The following is an 18,883-nucleotide window of genomic DNA, read 5'->3' as shown; positions in this document are numbered from 1 at the left end:
AGTCAACTACTTTTGTAGTATGTCGATACTATTACATATTGAAACCTCAACCACAAATTGCTCCGTTAGTGTAAGTGACGACAACAAAGTGGTTGCTTTAAAAGAGCAAAACGATGCGAATTACAGTCACGCCGAGAATTTGCATCTGTTTATTATAGAGGTTCTAAGTGAAGCTGGATATACCCCAAGTGATTTGGATGCGATCTGCGTAAGCAAAGGCCCAGGATCTTATACAGGATTGCGCATTGGTGTTTCTGCAGTAAAAGGGATGTGTTTTGCTTTAGATAAGCCCTTAATAGCTATTGATACTCTAGAGATACTTGCACGGCAGTACAACGATAAGCTTCATACGAACGATTTTATCGTACCGCTGATTGATGCAAGGCGAATGGAGGTTTATTCAGCAGTATATAACAGTACTTATGAGCAGGTTCGAAAAACCGAAGCTGAAGTAATTGATCCAGAATCATTCGAAGTTTATTTAAAAGATGCAAAGGTGCATTTTATTGGAGACGGAGCGGAAAAATGTAAAGGAGTAATTACCCATCCTAATGCCATTTTTATGGAAAAGGTTCTTTATCCCTCCGCCAAAGAAATGGCTACCATAGCTGCTATAAAGTACAAAGCAGGCGATTTTGAAGATCTCGCCTACTTTGAACCGTTTTATCTAAAAGATTTTATCGGGGTTAAGTCCAATAAATAACCTTTTTAGTTTAGTTTCTTTTTGGATTCTTTCCGAACTTCCACTTGATGTGGATATGGAATTTCGATTCCCTCCTGATCAAATTTCACTTTGATAGTTTCGAGTACATGCCAGCGGGCATCCCAGAAATTATCATTAGTTGCCCAGTAGCGAAGTGAAATATTCACAGAGCTCTCTGCTAACTCCACAACCATTACAGAAGGAGCAGGGTCTTTCATGATCTTGTCACAAGAATGAACGATATCCAAAAGTACTTCTTTTGCCTTTTTGATATCGGAATCATAAGAGATTCCGGTAGTGATGGCTTCCCTACGGGTCGATTCAGCACTGTAATTTACAATGTTCTCATTGGATAACTTCCCGTTAGGAATCACGGCCACTTGATTACCGAAAGTGTTCAAAGTCGTATTGATTATTCCGATTTCTTTGACTGACCCAGAGAGCCCTTGCGCTTCAATCCAATCACCTACTTTAAAAGGTTTAAAGATTAAGATAAGCACTCCACCAGCAAAATTCGCTAAAGATCCTTGAAGTGCCAGACCAATTGCTAAACCTGCGGATGCTAAAATCGCTGCAAAGGAGGTGGTTTCAATACCAAGGGTACCGAGAACCATAAGAATGAGAATAATCTTAAATAGCCAGTATAGTAAAGCTGTTGTAAAGCCACGAAGACTAATATCGTAGTCCCTTCGGACCATTATGCGTTTAACTAACTTTAGAATCCTTGTAAAGATCAAGTTTCCAATAATCCATAATACGATCGCCATTACCACCTTAGGTGCGTAAAGCAATGCCAATTCAATTGCTTGTTCTATCCATTTTTCTGTATCCATATATTCTATATTTCGTAAGTCATTTTATCAAAGGTAAAAGAGAAAAATCAAATAGAAAAGGAATATTAAAAATACTGCCGAATGTTAACATTCAGCAGTACAAAATAATTTACTAAATTAAATAACTCTTGTTAATCAATCTCAAAGGTGATCTTCACATTTACTCTAAACTGATCTACCTCTCCATTTTTTATGGTTACGCTTTGTTCGTTAAGGTATACGGACTTGATGTTTTTTACAGAGGAAGATGCTTTTTTAACCGCATTTCTTGTGGCGTCTTCCCAACTTTTATCAGAATTAGCCAATACTTCAATAACTTTTAATACTGCCATGACGTTTAGTTTTTTAGAATTAATATTTTGATTCTCTTAAATATACTATAAAAAATTTGAATATTATTATATTAAAGACTTAATACTAAATGGGTTACTTATATTTTCACCATTTTAGCTTATGGACTTAAATTACCCTATTTAGGAATAAGGCGTTGTTTTTAGGTAAATTGCCCGACTATTGTTAAGTCCTATTTTGATTTTGAGAACCCCAATGCCTAGTTTTAGTTTAATTCCTTGGTAATAGTTTGACAACTTTATTTTAACGGGTTTTACATTTTCTTGCAGCATTTTTGCCTAATTGGATATTTCTGTTTCTATGGAGCAATTCTATGTTTTTATGTTAGCGGCTTTATTTCTGCTTGCTATAGTAGATCTTGTGGTGGGGGTGAGTAATGATGCCGTGAATTTCCTTAATTCTGCAGTGGGATCAAGGGCAGCTTCTTTTAGGACTATTTTGATTGTAGCAAGTTTAGGAGTGGCCATTGGTGCTTTTTTTTCCTCTGGTTTGATGGAAGTTGCTCGACAAGGGATTTTTAATCCCTGGCAATTTACATTCGATCAGATCATGATTCTCTTTATGGCAGTAATGATTACTGATGTGCTGTTATTAGATCTCTTTAATTCATTGGCCCTTCCAACCTCTACAACTGTCTCGATCGTCTTCGAACTCCTAGGAGCATCTATGGCTATTTCAGCCATCAAAATCTTTAATAGCCATGACAATTTAACCAAGCTATCTTCAGCACTGAACTTGGACAATGCTTTACAGATTATTATGGGGATATTAATTTCGATATTTCTATCATTTGCAATTGGCGCATTGGTACAATGGTTCTCCAGATTACTGTTTGTTTCAGGTTTTCAAAAACGTACCAAATTTGTTGAACCCATTTTTTCAGCAGTTGCTTTGACTTCAATTAGCTACTTTATTTTGATAAAAGGCTTAAAAGGTGTAGCGATCATTCCTCTGTCTTATATAGAATTTGCAAACCAACATACAATGCTCATCGTTTTAGGCTTGATGGGATTCTTCACCCCGTTATGTTTTGTTTTAGAATTCTTTAGCCGAGTGAATATTCTCAGGGTTGTTGTTTTGGTGGGAACTTTCGCTTTAGCCTTAGCCTTTGCTGGTAATGACTTAGTTAATTTTATCGGCGTACCCATTGCAGCTCTCCAGTCTTTTGATTTGTGGCAGACCTCTTATTTATTAAACGGTACTTTGGCTTCTGATTATACCATGGAAGCTCTTAGCAACCATGTAAGTACTCCTATCTATTTTCTAGTAATTGCTGGGTTAATTATGGTGATCACATTATGGTGGTCTAAAAAGGCACGTTCGGTAATGAAAACAGAAATTGACCTTTCTCGAAGTGGGATGGTAGATGAAAAATTTAACGCCAATGTGCTATCTAGATTCATCGTTCGGATGAGCCTTAATCTAGGTTTTGGGTTTAAAATGCTTATTCCTAAAGCAGTTTACAATTGGTTTGAGAGCAGCTTTGTTATCCCTGAGGTAGCACCAGGTAAAGATGCAGACAATGATCCCGCTTTTGATTTGGTTCGGGCCTCAGTGAACCTTATGGTAGCGAGTATTTTAATTTCTTGGGCGACCACTATGAAGTTACCTCTTTCAACAACTTATGTGACATTTATGGTTGCTATGGGATCTTCACTAGCCGATAGGGCATGGGGGCGAGAAAGTGCGGTGTACAGAGTCGCTGGTGTACTTAATGTGATCGGAGGATGGATCGTTACAGCCCTGGTAGCCCTTCTAGTAAGTGGTCTTCTAGCGGTCATAATTTATTATGGACGACTAACTGCTGTGGTTATTTTGCTGCTAGCTACAGCTGGTTTGTTGACACGGAGTTTTATAGCCTATAGACGGAAGCAGAAAATTACCAAAGAGAATTTAAAAATGGAACGTACTTCGCTTATCACAATAAATGAAATCATCGCTACAAGCTCTGATAACATCTCAAGGGTTATGCAGCAAATCAGCACCCTATACAGTGAAGTAGTAGATCATTTGGGGCTACTAGATTTAAAGAAGTTGAGAAGGACGAAAAAAGAGCTCCTAAAGTTAGAATCTGAAGTGGATGAACTTAAAGATGAAATATTCTACTTTGTAAAATCATTGGATGAGAACTCGGTAAGTGCAAGTAAGTTTTATATTCTGGTTTTGGATTACTTGCAAGATATGGTCCAATCCATTGGATATATTAGAAAAAGCAGTTATGAACATGTAAATAACAATCACCAGAAATTAAAATTCAACCAGATCCGCGAAATTAAGCGGATAGAAGTTCGGTTGGGCGAACTCTATACACGCATAGTAATCGATATTGATTCCAATGAGTTTAAAGATTTGGATCAAATCATTGCAGATAAAAAAGTACTGTTTGAGGATGTATCTGGATTAATTCAAAAACAAGTGGATCGGATTCGAACAAGTGAAACCAGCCCAAAAAACACCAAATTGTATTTCAGTCTGCTTCTTGAGACAAAAGACCTAATCCAGGCGACTATTAATTTGCTAACTCTATTTAAGGAGTTTAATGAAGATTATAAGAATATACAACGGCTGTGAAAGGGCTTGAAAAAAATGGTTTGGACAAAGAGCCCTTAAGCTGATTTAGCCAAACCATATATTTTAGTACCAGTAAATCTTTCCCTTGAAAGATTACCCATTAATGGCAACCACTTGGTTAACCTTGTTTTCCATCATGGATTTCAACATGTTTTCAATACCGTTTTTCAAGGTAAAGGTGGAAGAAGGACAACCACTACAAGCACCTTGAAGAATGACATTTACCGTTTTAGTTTCTTGGTCGTAGGACTGGAAAAGTATGTTTCCTCCGTCGCTAGCCACAGCTGGTTTTACATATTCTTCTAAAATATCTACGATTTCTTGAGAGGTATCGTCCAATGTGACGTTTTGCTCTGCAACCGTTTGCGCTGCTGCTGCTGTCTTAGCAGAGGTGTGTTGGGTTACAATTTCTTTTCCTTCTTCGATATAGCTGCGAATGTATTCCCTTAATTCAACGGCAACATCCTCCCATTCAGCGATGTCGTATTTAATGATTGAAATGTAATTATCTGTGATAAAAACTTCTTTCACAAATGGGAAATGAAACAACCCAGTAGCCAAAGGAGAATGCTTAGCTTCTTCTATGTTTTTAAATTCACTGGCTTGAAGCACCAGTTTTTTATTAGCGACAAATTTCAGCGCAGCAGGGTTTGGAGTACTTTCTGCGTAAACAGTAACTGGAACCTTAGAAGGTGTGCTTTGGTCTTCTATAATAATAGGCTCACCAGAATTTAAGTAATTTTCAATTTGCTCTGCAACTTCGTTTTGTACCTCTGGCCACTCAACAATGTCATAACGTTCAATTGCAACAAAATTTCCAGAAATATAGACCGTTTTAGTAAATGGTAAATAGAATAACTGTTTGGCTAGTGGAGAATTTTTTGCTTCATCCACATTTTTGAATTCGTAGTTTTGTTTGCGAGTTAAAAAAACGTCGGCTTCAAATTTTATAATAGTAGGCCTATTGGTAGGCTGTATTTTAATTGTAATCTTTTCCATCTCAACTTATTTAGATGCAAAATTACAAAACGATTTGATTCTTTTGCAGTAATAATTGTTAAGCTGTTAGTTGTAGAGTCTTTTTTGGCTAATAATTAATTATAGCCCTGTATCTTTGCTATAAAACACAACATATGATTATAAAAACGGTCAATGGAAAGACCCCTGAATTTGGGGAAGATATCTATATATCGGAGAACGCTACAATTGTGGGGGATGTGATCACGGGAGATCATTGTAGTATATGGTTTAATGCCGTAATTCGCGGCGATGTGAATGCTATTCGGTTAGGTGATAAGGTGAACGTGCAAGATGGTGCGGTAATTCACTGCACCTACCAGCGCTATGCTACAGAAATCGGAAATAATGTTTCAGTTGGGCACAATGCCATAGTACACGGTTGTACTATAGAGGATAATGTTCTTGTTGGGATGGGGAGTATTGTAATGGATGGTTGTGTAGTTGGTCGGAATTCTATTATTGCGGCAGGGGCAGTAGTGACTCAAAACACCCATATCGAACCAGGAAGCGTCTATGCAGGGGTACCTGCAAAGAAGATTAAGGATATCGATGAAAACCTTAGCAAACAAGAAGTAGAACGGATCGCTAACAACTATTTGAAATACGCTTCATGGTTCAAGGAATCATAGGGAAATTAATTACATGCCTAAGTGAAGATACAAGCTGTAGACTGATTATATGCTAATTTTAGTGATCAGCTTTTTGAGGGGATTCTGCCCTGTTGACTAATAATTATTGTTACTTTTGGAGTCATAAAACCCAAAGGTTGCCAAGAGGCAGTATAGTACTGCTCACATAGAAATATAAAAACGAAACTAAAAACCATCGCTGATGAAAGCATTTATTTTTCCTGGTCAAGGAGCTCAATTTGTAGGTATGGGAAAGGATCTTTACGAAAGTTCTACCCTAGCCAAAGAATTATTTGAACAGGCTAACGATATATTAGGATTTTCCATTACCGATATCATGTTTAGCGGTACTGCAGAGGATTTAAAACAAACAAAAGTAACGCAACCTGCGATCTTTTTGCATTCTGTGATCTTGAGTAAAACACTTGAAAACTTCCAGCCAGATATGGTTGCAGGTCACTCTTTAGGAGAGCTATCAGCTTTAGTTGCTAATGGAACTTTGAGTTTTGAAGATGGATTGAAATTAGTTTCCAGACGAGCCCTAGCAATGCAAGCTGCTTGTGAGACTACACCTGGAACTATGGCTGCGATATTAGGTTTAGAAGATGGAGTTGTCGAGCAAGGTTGTAGTGAAGTTCAGGGAGTGGTAGTTCCTGCAAATTACAATTGCCCTGGTCAATTAGTAATATCTGGAGAGGTCAATGCCATTAATACAGCCTGTGAACTATTAAAGGAAAAAGGAGCTAGAAGAGCATTGGTATTACCTGTAGGAGGGGCATTTCATTCTCCACTTATGGAGCCTGCTAGGGAAGAATTAGCTGCTGCAATAGAACAGACCATCTTCTCTAAGCCCATTTGCCCAGTGTATCAAAATGTAAGTACAACTGCAGTAAGTAGTCCTGAAGAGATTCAGAAAAATCTCATTGCTCAACTTACAGCACCTGTAAAGTGGACACAAAGTATTCAACAAATGGTAGCAGACGGAGCTGTTAGTTTTACTGAAGTAGGTCCCGGAAAAGTGTTACAAGGTTTGGTTAGAAAAATTCACCCTGAGGCAGAAGTACAGTCGGCTTAAAACACTTTTTGAAATTATAATACATCACAAGGCATTCTAGAGAAATTTAGAGTGCCTTTTTTTAAATTTTTATTCTCTTAATAAAATTTCACATTCTTAATACTAAACTGTTATCAGCCTAGCCTCCAACTACCATGATCGCCTAATGGTGATTTAACGATTTTTTAAGAAAATCGTTAAATGTTTATTAAATAAAGTCAGAAAACACTGCGAGATTCGTATATTAATATAAACCAAAATCACTTTATATTATGTTACGTTGGACAATTATATTACTTATCGTAGCGATCGTTGCGGGAATTTTAGGATTCGGAGGAATTGCTGGAGCCGCAGCAGGAATCGCAAAAATTTTATTTTTTATCTTTCTAGTACTCTTCGTAATCTCATTGATTGGAAGAATCACAAGGAAGTAATTTTAACCAATTTAAAACTCGTATTATGAAAAAACTCGTATTAATTCTTGCTATTCTGTTTTCTGTAACTGCCTTTACCACAAGTTGTAAAGAAGAGAAAAAAACACCAGCAGAACAAGTAAAAGAGGCTGCAGATGATGCAGGCGACAAAATTGAACAGGGTGTGGAAGAAGTTGAAGATGAAATAGATGATATGACTGATGGTAACTAGAGATTCCTCTAGTGAGATCATTTAAATTTAAAGAGATGTCTCTTATATTTTTGCGTCAGGGCTTTAGGATATTGTTTTAAAGTTCAAAATTTATGCTGTTAGGCGCTAAAATAAGATTAGAGGCATCTTTTTTATGATATCTTTACAAACCCAAATTACAAATACTTCCTATTTTTGTACAAATTCGAATTAAAATGCCGAAGATCTTATTAATTGAGGATGATGTAACTTTTTCAGCCATGTTGGAGCGATTCTTAAAAAAGAATGGTTTCCAGGTGGATGCTACATATTCTTCTGAGGAGGCTCAGAAAAATATGAAAGGAAATAGTTATGATCTCGTATTTACAGATCTGAGATTGCCTGATGATGATGGGATCAGTGTGCTTACCAAGGTAAAGGATCAATTTCCAGATACCCCCGTAATATTAATGACGGGTTATGCAGAGGTTTCTACTGCAGTAAAAGCTATGAAAAAAGGAGCCTTTGATTATATATCCAAACCTTTTAACCAAGATGAGGTACTAGCGGTAATTCGAAATGCCCTAAAAAAGGAAGGCAATCCTACACCTGAAATAAAGGTAAAATCCAATAGTGATAAACCTTCTGCTCGCCCGGTAAAGACCCGAGTTGCTGGAATAAGTAGCGCCTCTAACAAGCTTAATGAGTATATTAAATTAGTGGCTCCCACTGATATGTCTGTATTAATCACGGGTGAAAGTGGAACGGGTAAAGAAGTGGTCGCTAGAAAAATACACGAGGATAGTCTGCGTAGAGATTTCAGTTTTATAGCTGTTGATTGTGGAGCTATTCCAAAAGAAATTGCAGCAAGTGAATTTTTTGGTCACATTAAAGGATCCTTCACAGGAGCGGTAACCAATAAAACAGGTCATTTTGAGGCTGCTAATGGGGGGACCATTTTCCTGGATGAGGTAGGAAATCTCTCTTATGAAAATCAAATTCAACTTCTTAGAGCTCTTCAAGAACGAAAGATAAAGCCCATTGGAAGCAACAAAGAAATCGAAGTAGACATTCGCCTGATTACCGCTACCAATGAAGATCTGCTAAAAGCAGTGGAAAAAGGACAGTTTAGAGAAGACTTATACCACAGGTTAAATGAGTTTTCCATACAGGTTCCAAGTCTGGAAGATCGCAAAGAAGATCTCATGATTTTTGCAGAACACTTCCTAGATATTGCTAACAAACAGCTCAATAAAAATGTCTTGGGATTCTCCGATGAGGTCATTAACGTATTTCAAACCTACAAATGGCCTGGGAATCTAAGGGAGATGCTCAACGTTATTAAACGTTCAGCTTTACTTAGTCAGGGAGATTTGATCCAAAAGGAGGTGCTTCCAGTGGAAATTAAATCCCCAACAGCACATCAGGTTTCCGAGAAGAAGTCTTTCTCGAGAAAAGAAAACGAACGTGAACTTATTATAAATGCCTTAAATGAGGTAGATAATAATAAATCCAAAGCCGCCAAGCTCTTGAACATTACGCGTAAGACCTTATATAATAAAATCAAGGAATACGAAATTGACGCTTAATTCTTTAAATGAGCATCCATGGCTTTAAATGTGATGGTAATATTTTTCTTAAGGGCATTGTAATTCTCTGAAAGCTGATGGGTTTGATCCTCCTTAAAGTGTTCCATAAAATGTAGCAAAGGCACCACGGTTTGTGCATTGATCTGTTTAAACATCGTTTGCATTTTATGGCCTAGATCTCGTACGGTTTGATAATCTTTTTTATCGATAGCTTTTTTGAGAGATTTCAGATCTTTGTGGGTGTTTACTGTGAAAACTTCCAAGACGTTTTTAATAGCCAATTCATCTTCCAAAAAAGAGGCTAAAGAGCGCAAATCAAAAAGTTGATGTTCTTGTTTGTTTTGGTTTTGATTTTGATGTATCTCGATAGTCTTGGTCTGAAATGAGCCATCCTCTTCTAGGGCTTCACTGATGGTTTGAAGTAACTGCTCTGGGCTATAAGGTTTAAATAAAAATCCTGCAAATCCAGCTTCTAAATAACTTTCCTTGTCCAGATCTTTTCTGCCCGTTACAGCAATAATAGGTTGATCTTTATAGCCGTATTTTCTTTCAGATTTCAAGGTCTCTGCAAAGTAGAATCCATTAAATGAAGGTAGTTGAATGTCTGTGATTATAAAATCATAAGAAATGGAATCGATGTTCTCCAAGGCATCTTTACCACTGCTAAAAGTATGCGCCTTAATCTGGTTGCGCTCTAAAATCTCTTTATTTAAATGTAGTAGTGCTAGGTCGTCATCGATTACAATGGCATTTTGAGCCTTGTTTTTCGGTTCAATTTTAACGGGAGGTTCTTGAAGTTTTTGATTACTGAAAATAACAGGGAAACTCAAGGAGAATGTACTCCCTTTGCCGGGCTTGCTCTCAAGAAATAGATTTGCACCAAGGAGATTGGCTAATTTTTTTGAGATTGTAAGGCCTAGGCCGCTACCGCCATATTTCTTCTCGGTGTCGTTATCAGCTTGGGTGAATTCTTCAAAAATTATTTTTTGCTTTTCCTTCTCAACTCCAATTCCAGTGTCGATTACCGATAGAGTCAACAGGTTTTCATTTTTTGAATTCTGACGAATTCTGGCTCTCAATGTAATGCTACCCTGTTGGGTGAATTTATAGGCATTACTGATTAGGTTAGAAAGTATTTGTTTAATTCTAAAGGCATCTCCAACAATGGGTTGATCAATTTTAGGATCGATATCGATGATCAGTTCAATCGGTTTGTCAGGGTATAGGGATTGTATGTTCTCTGCCGTTTCTTTTAAAAGGGTGTGAAGGTTGAAGGTGATTTTTTCTATTTTGATTCTTCCAGCTTCAAGTTTTGAAAAATCAAGTAAGTCTTCCACCAATTGAGAAACGTATTTCGAGGCGTTTTTTATCCGATCAGTATAATGGGATTCTTTCTCATTTAGGAAAGAGTCTTTTAATAGTTGAGTATAACCGACAATAGTGCTTAAAGGAGTTCTAAGATCATGGCTAACCATGGATATGAGTTGTTCCCTACTTTTGAGTAGGGATTTGTTGTGTTCGTTGGAAGCCTCGATTTGCTTTTTGTACTGCTGACTGCGCCAGGAATCTCTTAATATTATAATGGAGAATAAGATAACTAGAATGGCTCCTATAATTGCTGCAATAGTAATGACTCTAATACTGCGTTGTAGTACTTTTTCCCTTTCAGCATTGAGCAATCTAGTGTTATCCATAAAGTCATTTTCAAAGGCCGTCAGAATTTGACGCAGCTGCTGAGATGTGTTCAAATCGTTTCGCAGTAGTTGTTTTTCCTTGAGCTCTAAAGATGTTTTTTGAGTGGCGGCACTTTCTTTGACATTTTGCAGCATTTCTCTGGATGCTGATACAATAGAGTCCAAGGTGTGCTGATCTATAGTATTGCTGGAATCTCTTGGTATATAGCGGTTGTATATACTATTGATTTCAAGAAGAATTTCACGTGTTTTTGGATCCAGGCTATCGGGTTCTTCTACATAATCTTTTAGGGTCAAACGGCCTAACTTTTCTTCAATACTTGAAAGGCGCTCAATGGCGGTGTCTAATGATTTTTCTGAATTATCATTGATACGTAATTCACGAAGTTCATTGATATTTTTTATTTTCTGATTCAGTAAAAAATTCACGCTATCCAATAGTTTGGATTGGTAGGGTTCGCTGATTAATAGCTTTAGGGAATCAATTTGTATGGCAATGGAATCGTTTTTGGTGAGGAAATTTACATAAGGAGTTTGGTTGTTGGATTGAATGGCAGCCCGTGCAAAACTCTCACTCTCATACATAAGAGTCAGGAGTTTTCCAATTCTTAGAATCTTGTTCTTTTCCTGGCTGTCATCTCTTTGAGCCTGTGTAAAAGAGCTGATTTCTTTACTGACAATCATACCGACTATCACTACAAGTGCAGCAAGTGCAAGATAACTCACAAGTACTTTTAGGGGTAGTCTGTTTTTACTTTTTTCCATTTTTTAAAGTTAATCAAAGCCAGTTTAAAAGCGCCTAAAAAGTTTTCGTCAATTCATAGTACATCATATAGGTGATTTTGTATATTTGCCGCATCTCAAAAGGGGTGCTTTACTATGTAACGTCCTAGATTTTGTTTGGTATACAAACCGAACAAAAATTTAAGATACCACATGTAAGGCTGAGATTACACCCATAGAACCTGGAACAGATAATGCTGTTTAGGGACAACCGAAAACAAAGGTTTACCTTTTGTATTAGGATAACGAAATTACGTATTTTAATTAAAGTAAGCTTTTTCAATTCGGAGGAAATCAATTTATTTAGGAACCATGAATAATGACCCCTTTTATTCGTAAAAATATTACGGATGAAGTTTTTATTCAATTTTTTAGTTTTAGTGTGCCTTTCCCTACAAGCCCAAGGGCAACAATATCAGGTGCACGGTAGGTTAACAGACCCTCAAGGACAGGGCGTGGGAGCTGCGAGCGTAATACATCTTAAAACTGGAAATGGTGTGCAAACGGATCTAGATGGCTATTACCAATTAGAGCTTCCTGCGGGAGCCCAGCGGCTATCCTTTAATTTTTCTGGAAAACAGCCGATTATAAAAAACATTGTAATTCAGGGAGATACACTGCTGGATGTTCAAATTTCCGAGCGCGATATTTTATTAGATGCGGTCCTTGTCTCGGCCATACGTGCCGATACAGATGCACCAGTAACTTTTTCCAATTTATCGGCTAAGGATATCGAATCTAGAAACCTAGGACAAGACATTCCTGTTCTTATGAATTATTTGCCTTCAGTGGTTACCACAACCGATGCTGGGGCTGGAGTAGGATATACAGGTATAAGGGTGCGCGGGAGTGATGCCACGCGCGTCAATGTAACCATTAATGGAATCCCATATAATGATGGGGAGTCTCAAGGAACTTTCTGGGTGAACATGCCAGATTTTGCCTCCTCAACTCAGAGTTTGCAATTACAGCGAGGTGTAGGAACCTCCACCAACGGATCGGCCGCTTTCGGAGCAAGTCTAAATATACTCACCGATGGAATATCCCAAGATGCTTATGCAGAGATGTCTGGTTCAGCAGGTAGTTTTAATACTTTTAAGACAAATCTTAAATTTAGCAGCGGCCTGTTAAACGACCACTTTGAAATCTCTGGAAGACTCTCACGGATAAAGTCAGATGGTTATATCGATCGTGCTTCTTCTGATTTAGAATCCTATTTCCTACAAGGGGCCTTTAAAGATGAAAAGACTCTAATTAAGGCCTTAATATTTGGTGGGCAACAAGTGACTTACCAATCTTGGAATGGGATCGAAAAATGGCAGATGGATCAATACGGGCGTACCTTTAACAGTGCAGGTGCCATTTACAATGAAGAAGGGCAGGTTGTTGATTATTACGACAATGAGGTAGATGATTATAAACAAGACCATTTTCAATTACATTGGAATCAGCAGTGGAGCTCATCTTGGAGTTCTAACTTAGCGCTTCACTACACACGAGGAAGAGGGTTTTTTGAGCAATACAAACAAGACCAAGCCTTTGAGGATTATAATTTGGATCCAATTCAAAACGGGGAAAACACTATTAATAGCACTGATTTAATTCGGCGTAAGTGGCTGAGTAATCATTTTTACGGTACCACATTTTCTGTGAACTATCAGAGTCAAAACATCGATTTCATTGCTGGGGGTGGTTGGAATAATTATGAAGGGGATCATTTTGGGGATATTATTTGGGCTCGATATGCCTCCCAAAGTGAAATCCGAGACCGTTACTACAATGATAATTCTGAAAAATCCGACTTTAATACCTATGCTAAATTGACTTATTCACCAATCGAAAAGTTGAGTCTCTTTGGGGATATTCAATATAGACATGTGCGTTATAAGGCCAACGGGAATGAAACGGGACTTGTGGATGATGATTTTAATTTTTTCAATCCTAAAGCGGGAATAACTTATGATCTTGCCAGTGGTCAGAACCTTTATTTCTCTTACGCTAGGGCGCACAGAGAGCCTAATCGAAATGATTATGAGTCAGGTGATCCTAAACCAGAAACCCTTAATGATTTTGAATTAGGATGGCGTTATACAAGTTCTAAAATGCGTATAAATGCTAACGCCTATTATATGCGTTATAAGAATCAACTTGTGCTCACAGGAGAACTCAATGATGTTGGGGCGCCTCTGCGCGAGAATGTTGGAGATAGTTATCGATTAGGTATCGAGGTGGACGCCTTATTTTATTTTGGAGAACAATTTATATTGCGTCCCAATATAGCCCTTAGTACCAATAAGAATTTGGATTTCTACGCTCAATTAGATGGACAGGTGCAGGAGCTTGGCAACACGGATATCTCATATTCTCCTGAGGTAATTGCAGGGAATATGTTTACCTATATGCCAAAAGAAAATATTCGGCTTTCTTTTTTATCTAAGTATGTATCCTCCCAATATTTAGGAAACTCGGACGCAGAAAATTCGAAGTTGGACAGTTATTTTGTCAATGATCTTAACATGCAATATACCATTGAGCCAAATGTACTTTTTGAATCCATCACATTAAATGCCCTAGTGAACAATATTTTTGATGCCACTTATAGTTCAAATGGATATTACTATACTTATGATCAGGCCAATGATGATGGTTCAGTAACTACTTTAGACGGTACGGGCTATTACCCTCAAGCGGGAATAAACTTTTTAGTTGGCGCGACGATTCGTTTTTAAAGGAAAATCAAATAAAAAGGTTCAGGAATTCAAAGGAATTCTTGGACCTTTAATTTGAAATCGTAATAACGTTTGTACTAGCGCTATATCTAACATGATAGGCCTGCAATGGATAATATTTCTTATCGTCCTCTTGATCTGCCAATGCGCCTCCAGTTAATAGGTCGTATTTATAGTCATCACAAGGACAAGTAACAATAGGACTACTCAAATCCATGCGACGACAATCATTATCTGGTATGTGATTTGGACAAGCAGCTTCCCAAGCTGTAAAGCTTCCTCCTCCGTAATTATATACAAAAACCCCAGAAATTCCAACATAGGGTTCATTGACATAAATTGCCGAACCAGGGTTGTTTATATTAGCATATTTAGGTAATTCTAAATTTATCGCGTATTTAAAACTCGGTGTTGCTAAATAGGGGTTGTTGTCAAAAGACTCGTCACTACCACAACCTAGCAGGGTGAAAATAAAGGCAATAAAAAAAATATTTTTTTTCATATGATAATTTGAGGTTGCCAAATTACAATTAATTTTCTCTTGATTAAAATTTTGTATATTTGTTTAAATCCTCTTTGGACAAAGAGGATTTTTTGTATTTATAAACGATGAAGTTATGAGTAAAGTATCTTATTACACAGAAGAGGGGATCAAAAAGCTTAGAGCTGAATTAGATCATTTAAAGAGTGTTGAGCGACCAAAAGCTTCTCAGGCAATTGCAGAGGCAAGGGATAAGGGAGATTTATCTGAGAATGCAGAATATGATGCCGCAAAAGAAGCTCAAGGTCTTTTAGAAATGAAAATTTCTAAGTTAGAAGAAATCATGGCCAATGCCCGAATAATAGATGAATCACAACTCGATACATCCAAAGCGTTGGTTCATTCTACAGTAAAGATTAAAAATCAAACCAATGGTATGGAGGTCACCTATAAATTAGTGGCAGAAAGCGAGGCTGATTTAAAATCCGGTAAAATATCGGTTAGTTCGCCTATTGGGAAAGGTTTGTTGGGGAAATCCGTTGGAGATACCGCCCAGATCAACGTTCCCAATGGGACCATTAATTTTGAAATCTTGGAAATTACTAGAGATTGATAATTCTTTTCCATATTAGGAATTTTTGTATATTTCACTTTTATTCTACCAAAAATCCTTTAACTAATGGAAAGAAGAAACTTTATTAAAAATACATTATCTACAAGTTTAGGGGCTTCGATACTACCAGTCGGAGCCTTTGCTTATTCTAAAACTTCTGAGAATAAGTCTAAAGAATATCCCTATAAGCTAAAATATGCACCTCATATTGGTATGTTTAAAAATTTGGCTGGGGACGATGTTCTTGATCAGTTAAACTTTATGGCCGACCAAGGATTTACCGCCTTTGAGGATAATGGAATGCCACATCGTTCGATCAAGCAACAAACTGAAATGGCTAAGGTAATGGAAAAAAGGGGTATGACTATGGGGGTTTTTGTAGCCCATACCATTTATTGGTCAGAGCCTAATCTAACTAGTGGTAATTTAGAAAAGCGTGAAGAGTTTTTAAAGGAAATAAAATCCGCTGTGGAGGTCGCAAAAAGAGTTAATGCTAAGTGGGTTACTGTAGTTCCTGGATTTGTAGATCTAAGACAAGAACATGGATACCAAACTGCTCACGTTGTAGAATCCCTTAAACAAGCCGCTGCGATATTGGAACCACATGGGATTATCATGGTGCTTGAACCATTAAACTTTAGAGATCATCCTGGTTTGTTCTTGTCAAAATCAGCGCAAGCTTACGAAATATGCAAAGCCGTCGGTTCACCTTCTTGTAAAATACTTTTCGATGTATACCATCAGCAAATTACTGAAGGAAATCTAATTCCAAACATTGAAGCGAGTTGGGATGAAATTGCTTATTTTCAAATGGGTGATAACCCAGGTAGAAAAGAGCCTACCACTGGAGAAATCAATTATAAAAACATATTTAAGTATATCCATAGTAAAGGGTTTGATGGTGTTCTGGGAATGGAGCACGGAAACTCCATACCTGGCAAAGAAGGAGAATTAGCTCTTATTAAAGCTTATCAAGAAGTTGATCAATTTTAAAGAAAAAAATAAAAATTTCAGTGAGTCCATATAATGACTTTGGATTCACTGAAACTTCCTTTTTTTTAGGCGGTTAACGCAACGGATAGCCTTTGGCTGCCCACCAAGGGTGCACCTCTACTTCAAGTCTACCCGCCTGTACCATTGGATCTGCATTTGCTAGACTATCGGCCATTTCTAGGGTAGGAACATTGTAAATACTCACTCCACGAATAGTACCATCATCACCAAATGGACCAGAAATATCGGCATAACCTTTTTGATACATAGCTCCCAGGTAAGCTAAGTGTAATTTCTGAAGGCTATCTAGTTCTTGTTTGGATTGCGATCGATTTTCCCCAGACTTTAAAAACACCATAAAATATTGTTGCATTAAAATGGTATCCCCAGATTCTTTATCTACATAGTCGAATACCTGAAACCCCTGTTGGGTTAGGTTCTCTTTTAATGCTGATTTAGATATGGCCTCTATAGATTTTTGGGAAGCGATGGGGTCGCTTTTCGTTGAATTGGTTTGACATGAGGCTAGTAGAATTATAAAACATAGGGCAATTGTTTTGAAGTTATTTTTCATAATTACCAGATAGATTAAAATTGTTTTTTATACCCATTTTGAAAATGGAACATTGGTGAGTTGAGAATTGTAATACCGAGTGTCCCCTGTGACCTCTTCACCTAGCCAATCTGGTTTGATAAAGGTTTCGTCTTCATGGGTTAATTCGACCTCCGCAATGACCAATCCTTGGTTCTCATCTAAGAATTCGTCGACTTCAAAAAGGTGATTTCCAGATTTAATTTCATAGCGGTATTTGTCAATAATTGGTCGCTCACATAGCGACAATAGACTTTTTCCTTCTTCTATATCAATTTCTTTTTCCCATTCAAATCTACTAGTCCCTGTGGTGTTAGAGGCTCCCTTTACGGTTATATACGCCTTTTCTCCTCTAATTCGGATTCGCACATTTCTCTCGGGATGTTTGCTTAGGTAGCCTTGTGCAATTTTGGTTGTAGTGATGGCTTCTTTTTTGTAGGCATCCGATATCACTAGAAATTTTCGTTCAATTTCAATCATTTGCATCTGCAATTTCGTGTATTTTAGGGTTCTTTATACGTACCTCCTGGCTATTTGAGTTGGCAAGATGAATCATGGCCTTGGCTATTTTAGAAGCTGGAACTGGCTGGTACTTCTTTAAAGGGCCGACCTTTAAAAAAGGCATAGCACTAGCTAATTGTTTAAAAAACCATTCTCCAGTTCTTTTTTCTCTGCGTTGCCCTTCTATTAAGGAAGGCTGTAATATATAAGTGTTTTTAATATCATATTTCAGAACATCTTTTTCCATAAGTCCTTTTATTCTATTGTAAAAAAAGGTGCTTTTCTTTTTAGCCCCGAGAGCGGAGACTACTATAAAGGTTGGGATGTTATTAATTTTACATAATCTAGCGGCGCTCACTGGGATGCCGTAGTCTATGGCTTTGTAAGTTTGTTTATCAGGGGTTTTAGCCTTAGTGGTTCCTATACAACAGAATACCTCATCTGCTTTAAATTCCTGCTCATAGCGGTATAGTTCAAAGAGGTCAATTAAATATTCTTTGATTTTAGGATCCTTAGTATCGCTGCTTTTTCTTGAAAATAAAATAATTTGTCCATAACGCTCATCCTTCAACAGCTGTTGGAGCAAGAGATTTCCAGTTAGTCCAGTAGCACCGAGTATAATGGCTGTTTTCTTCACAATTGACAGGATTCTTTTTCTTTACCTTAAAGGTACTAATATTAGTAGTTGCCTCTTTAATAATAGGTAAAAAAACTAAGCGAGATTTTTTTAAAGCTATTCCCAGCCGTTGATAATGTCCATATATTTGTATATGCAAACTACACTTTATCAATCCAAGTACCAGCGTTTAGGTTGTATACCATTTTATTCAGATTCTTTAGAATTGCTGAATAATCCAGAATACGATCAGTATATTAAAATAGTATATGCCCCTAAAGGCGTACGTCTAAGGGTTGATTTTAATGAATATTATTGCCAAGTTCCAACTCTTTTCTTTGTGAGTCCTAATCAGTATCTGCATTTTATGGAGTTAGCGGGTCACGGATATCTTATTTATAAACCAGAGCGTAAAACCCATTAATCACGGCGTGTCGATGGGATGTAAGCTCCTTCTGTTAACTTTGCTCGGTTTGTATTCCTTAGTGGTGTTTGAGGGCGCTTCACCAATATCACATAAAGTATTTC

General features: G+C 37.4%; 19 protein-coding genes. 11 read left to right on the top strand and 8 right to left on the bottom strand.

Features of this window, described 5'->3' with window-relative positions:
- The first annotated feature begins 19 nt into the window (after positions 1 to 19).
- On the top strand, positions 20 to 703 hold the full coding sequence (tsaB, locus tag I215_RS00095) for a tRNA (adenosine(37)-N6)-threonylcarbamoyltransferase complex dimerization subunit type 1 TsaB (RefSeq protein ID WP_008989897.1): 684 nt from the start codon (positions 20 to 22) through the stop codon (positions 701 to 703).
- 5 nt (positions 704 to 708) lie between these two features.
- Here tsaB and I215_RS00090 read toward each other — a convergent pair whose 3' ends face one another.
- Together I215_RS00090 and I215_RS00085 are read right to left on the bottom strand one after the other, a co-directional pair.
- Complete coding sequence (locus I215_RS00090) at positions 709 to 1,536, bottom strand: mechanosensitive ion channel family protein (RefSeq protein ID WP_008989896.1); 828 nt, start codon at positions 1,534 to 1,536, stop codon at positions 709 to 711.
- Between the two features lie 131 nt (positions 1,537 to 1,667).
- A complete protein-coding gene (locus I215_RS00085; protein ID WP_008989895.1) occupies positions 1,668 to 1,868 on the bottom strand; it encodes a dodecin family protein in 201 nt (66 codons plus the stop codon).
- Between the two features lie 319 nt (positions 1,869 to 2,187).
- Between I215_RS00085 and I215_RS00080 the strand changes: the two genes are divergently transcribed.
- Positions 2,188 to 4,458: an inorganic phosphate transporter gene (locus tag I215_RS00080; protein ID WP_008989894.1), complete on the top strand. Its 2,271-nt coding sequence runs from the start codon at positions 2,188 to 2,190 to the stop codon at positions 4,456 to 4,458.
- Between the two features lie 93 nt (positions 4,459 to 4,551).
- On the opposite strand, the gene I215_RS00075 is transcribed toward I215_RS00080, so the two are convergent.
- On the bottom strand, positions 4,552 to 5,457 hold the full coding sequence (locus tag I215_RS00075; RefSeq protein WP_008989893.1) for a NifU family protein: 906 nt from the start codon (positions 5,455 to 5,457) through the stop codon (positions 4,552 to 4,554).
- Between the two features lie 134 nt (positions 5,458 to 5,591).
- On the opposite strand from I215_RS00075, the gene I215_RS00070 reads away from it, so the two are divergent.
- From I215_RS00070 to I215_RS00050, 5 genes are all read left to right on the top strand, one after another.
- Entirely contained in the window at positions 5,592 to 6,107 is a 516-nt protein-coding gene (locus tag I215_RS00070; protein WP_008989892.1) for a gamma carbonic anhydrase family protein, read from the top strand.
- Between the two features lie 202 nt (positions 6,108 to 6,309).
- Positions 6,310 to 7,182: an ACP S-malonyltransferase gene (fabD, locus tag I215_RS00065; RefSeq protein ID WP_008989891.1), complete on the top strand. Its 873-nt coding sequence runs from the start codon at positions 6,310 to 6,312 to the stop codon at positions 7,180 to 7,182.
- A 251-nt stretch (positions 7,183 to 7,433) separates the two neighbouring features.
- Positions 7,434 to 7,595, top strand: coding sequence for a DUF1328 domain-containing protein (locus I215_RS15785; protein WP_008989890.1), 162 nt, complete (start codon positions 7,434 to 7,436; stop codon positions 7,593 to 7,595).
- Between the two features lie 25 nt (positions 7,596 to 7,620).
- Positions 7,621 to 7,806 (top strand): hypothetical protein, encoded by a 186-nt coding sequence (locus I215_RS00055; RefSeq protein ID WP_008989889.1) that lies wholly within the window; start codon positions 7,621 to 7,623, stop codon positions 7,804 to 7,806.
- 194 nt (positions 7,807 to 8,000) lie between these two features.
- Positions 8,001 to 9,353 carry a sigma-54-dependent transcriptional regulator gene (locus I215_RS00050; protein WP_008989888.1) on the top strand — a complete coding sequence of 451 codons (1,353 nt, stop codon included), beginning with the start codon at positions 8,001 to 8,003 and terminating at the stop codon, positions 9,351 to 9,353.
- Here I215_RS00050 and I215_RS00045 read toward each other — a convergent pair.
- Complete coding sequence (locus tag I215_RS00045; RefSeq protein WP_008989887.1) at positions 9,350 to 11,812, bottom strand: hybrid sensor histidine kinase/response regulator; 2,463 nt, start codon at positions 11,810 to 11,812, stop codon at positions 9,350 to 9,352. The two genes, I215_RS00050 and I215_RS00045, sit on opposite strands and share 4 nt — an antisense overlap.
- 368 nt (positions 11,813 to 12,180) lie before the next feature.
- Here I215_RS00045 and I215_RS00040 point away from each other — a divergent pair, with 368 nt between their 5' ends.
- A complete protein-coding gene (locus tag I215_RS00040) occupies positions 12,181 to 14,559 on the top strand; it encodes a TonB-dependent receptor (RefSeq protein WP_008989886.1) in 2,379 nt (792 codons plus the stop codon).
- A 49-nt stretch (positions 14,560 to 14,608) separates the two neighbouring features.
- On the opposite strand, the gene I215_RS00035 is transcribed toward I215_RS00040, so the two are convergent.
- Entirely contained in the window at positions 14,609 to 15,061 is a 453-nt protein-coding gene (locus I215_RS00035; RefSeq protein WP_008989885.1) for a Rieske (2Fe-2S) protein, read from the bottom strand.
- A 115-nt stretch (positions 15,062 to 15,176) separates the two neighbouring features.
- Between I215_RS00035 and greA the strand changes: the two genes are divergently transcribed.
- Both greA and I215_RS00025 read left to right on the top strand, forming a co-directional pair.
- Positions 15,177 to 15,653: a transcription elongation factor GreA gene (gene greA, locus I215_RS00030; RefSeq protein WP_008989884.1), complete on the top strand. Its 477-nt coding sequence runs from the start codon at positions 15,177 to 15,179 to the stop codon at positions 15,651 to 15,653.
- 66 nt (positions 15,654 to 15,719) lie between these two features.
- Positions 15,720 to 16,646 carry a hydroxypyruvate isomerase family protein gene (locus I215_RS00025; RefSeq protein ID WP_008989883.1) on the top strand — a complete coding sequence of 309 codons (927 nt, stop codon included), beginning with the start codon at positions 15,720 to 15,722 and terminating at the stop codon, positions 16,644 to 16,646.
- 73 nt (positions 16,647 to 16,719) lie between these two features.
- On the opposite strand, the gene I215_RS00020 is transcribed toward I215_RS00025, so the two are convergent.
- From I215_RS00020 to I215_RS00010, 3 genes are read right to left on the bottom strand one after another with little or no spacing between them, the layout of a single operon-like run.
- Positions 16,720 to 17,220, bottom strand: a complete 501-nt coding sequence (locus I215_RS00020; RefSeq protein ID WP_008989882.1) for a YciI family protein — start codon at positions 17,218 to 17,220, stop codon at positions 16,720 to 16,722.
- Between the two features lie 27 nt (positions 17,221 to 17,247).
- Positions 17,248 to 17,718: a CYTH domain-containing protein gene (locus I215_RS00015; RefSeq protein WP_040459665.1), complete on the bottom strand. Its 471-nt coding sequence runs from the start codon at positions 17,716 to 17,718 to the stop codon at positions 17,248 to 17,250.
- On the bottom strand, positions 17,711 to 18,376 hold the full coding sequence (locus I215_RS00010; RefSeq protein WP_008989880.1) for an NAD(P)H-binding protein: 666 nt from the start codon (positions 18,374 to 18,376) through the stop codon (positions 17,711 to 17,713). The genes I215_RS00015 and I215_RS00010 overlap by 8 nt, the downstream gene beginning before the upstream one ends.
- Before the next feature lie 133 nt (positions 18,377 to 18,509).
- Between I215_RS00010 and I215_RS00005 the strand changes: the two genes are divergently transcribed.
- A complete protein-coding gene (locus I215_RS00005) occupies positions 18,510 to 18,779 on the top strand; it encodes a hypothetical protein (protein WP_040459620.1) in 270 nt (89 codons plus the stop codon).
- Positions 18,780 to 18,883 lie beyond the last annotated feature (104 nt).

This window comes from Galbibacter marinus (assembly GCF_000300875.1).
Taxonomy (GTDB): domain Bacteria; phylum Bacteroidota; class Bacteroidia; order Flavobacteriales; family Flavobacteriaceae; genus Galbibacter; species Galbibacter marinus.
Note: the sequence above shows the minus strand (reverse complement) of the source record. Positions and strands in the feature narration are given on the sequence as shown.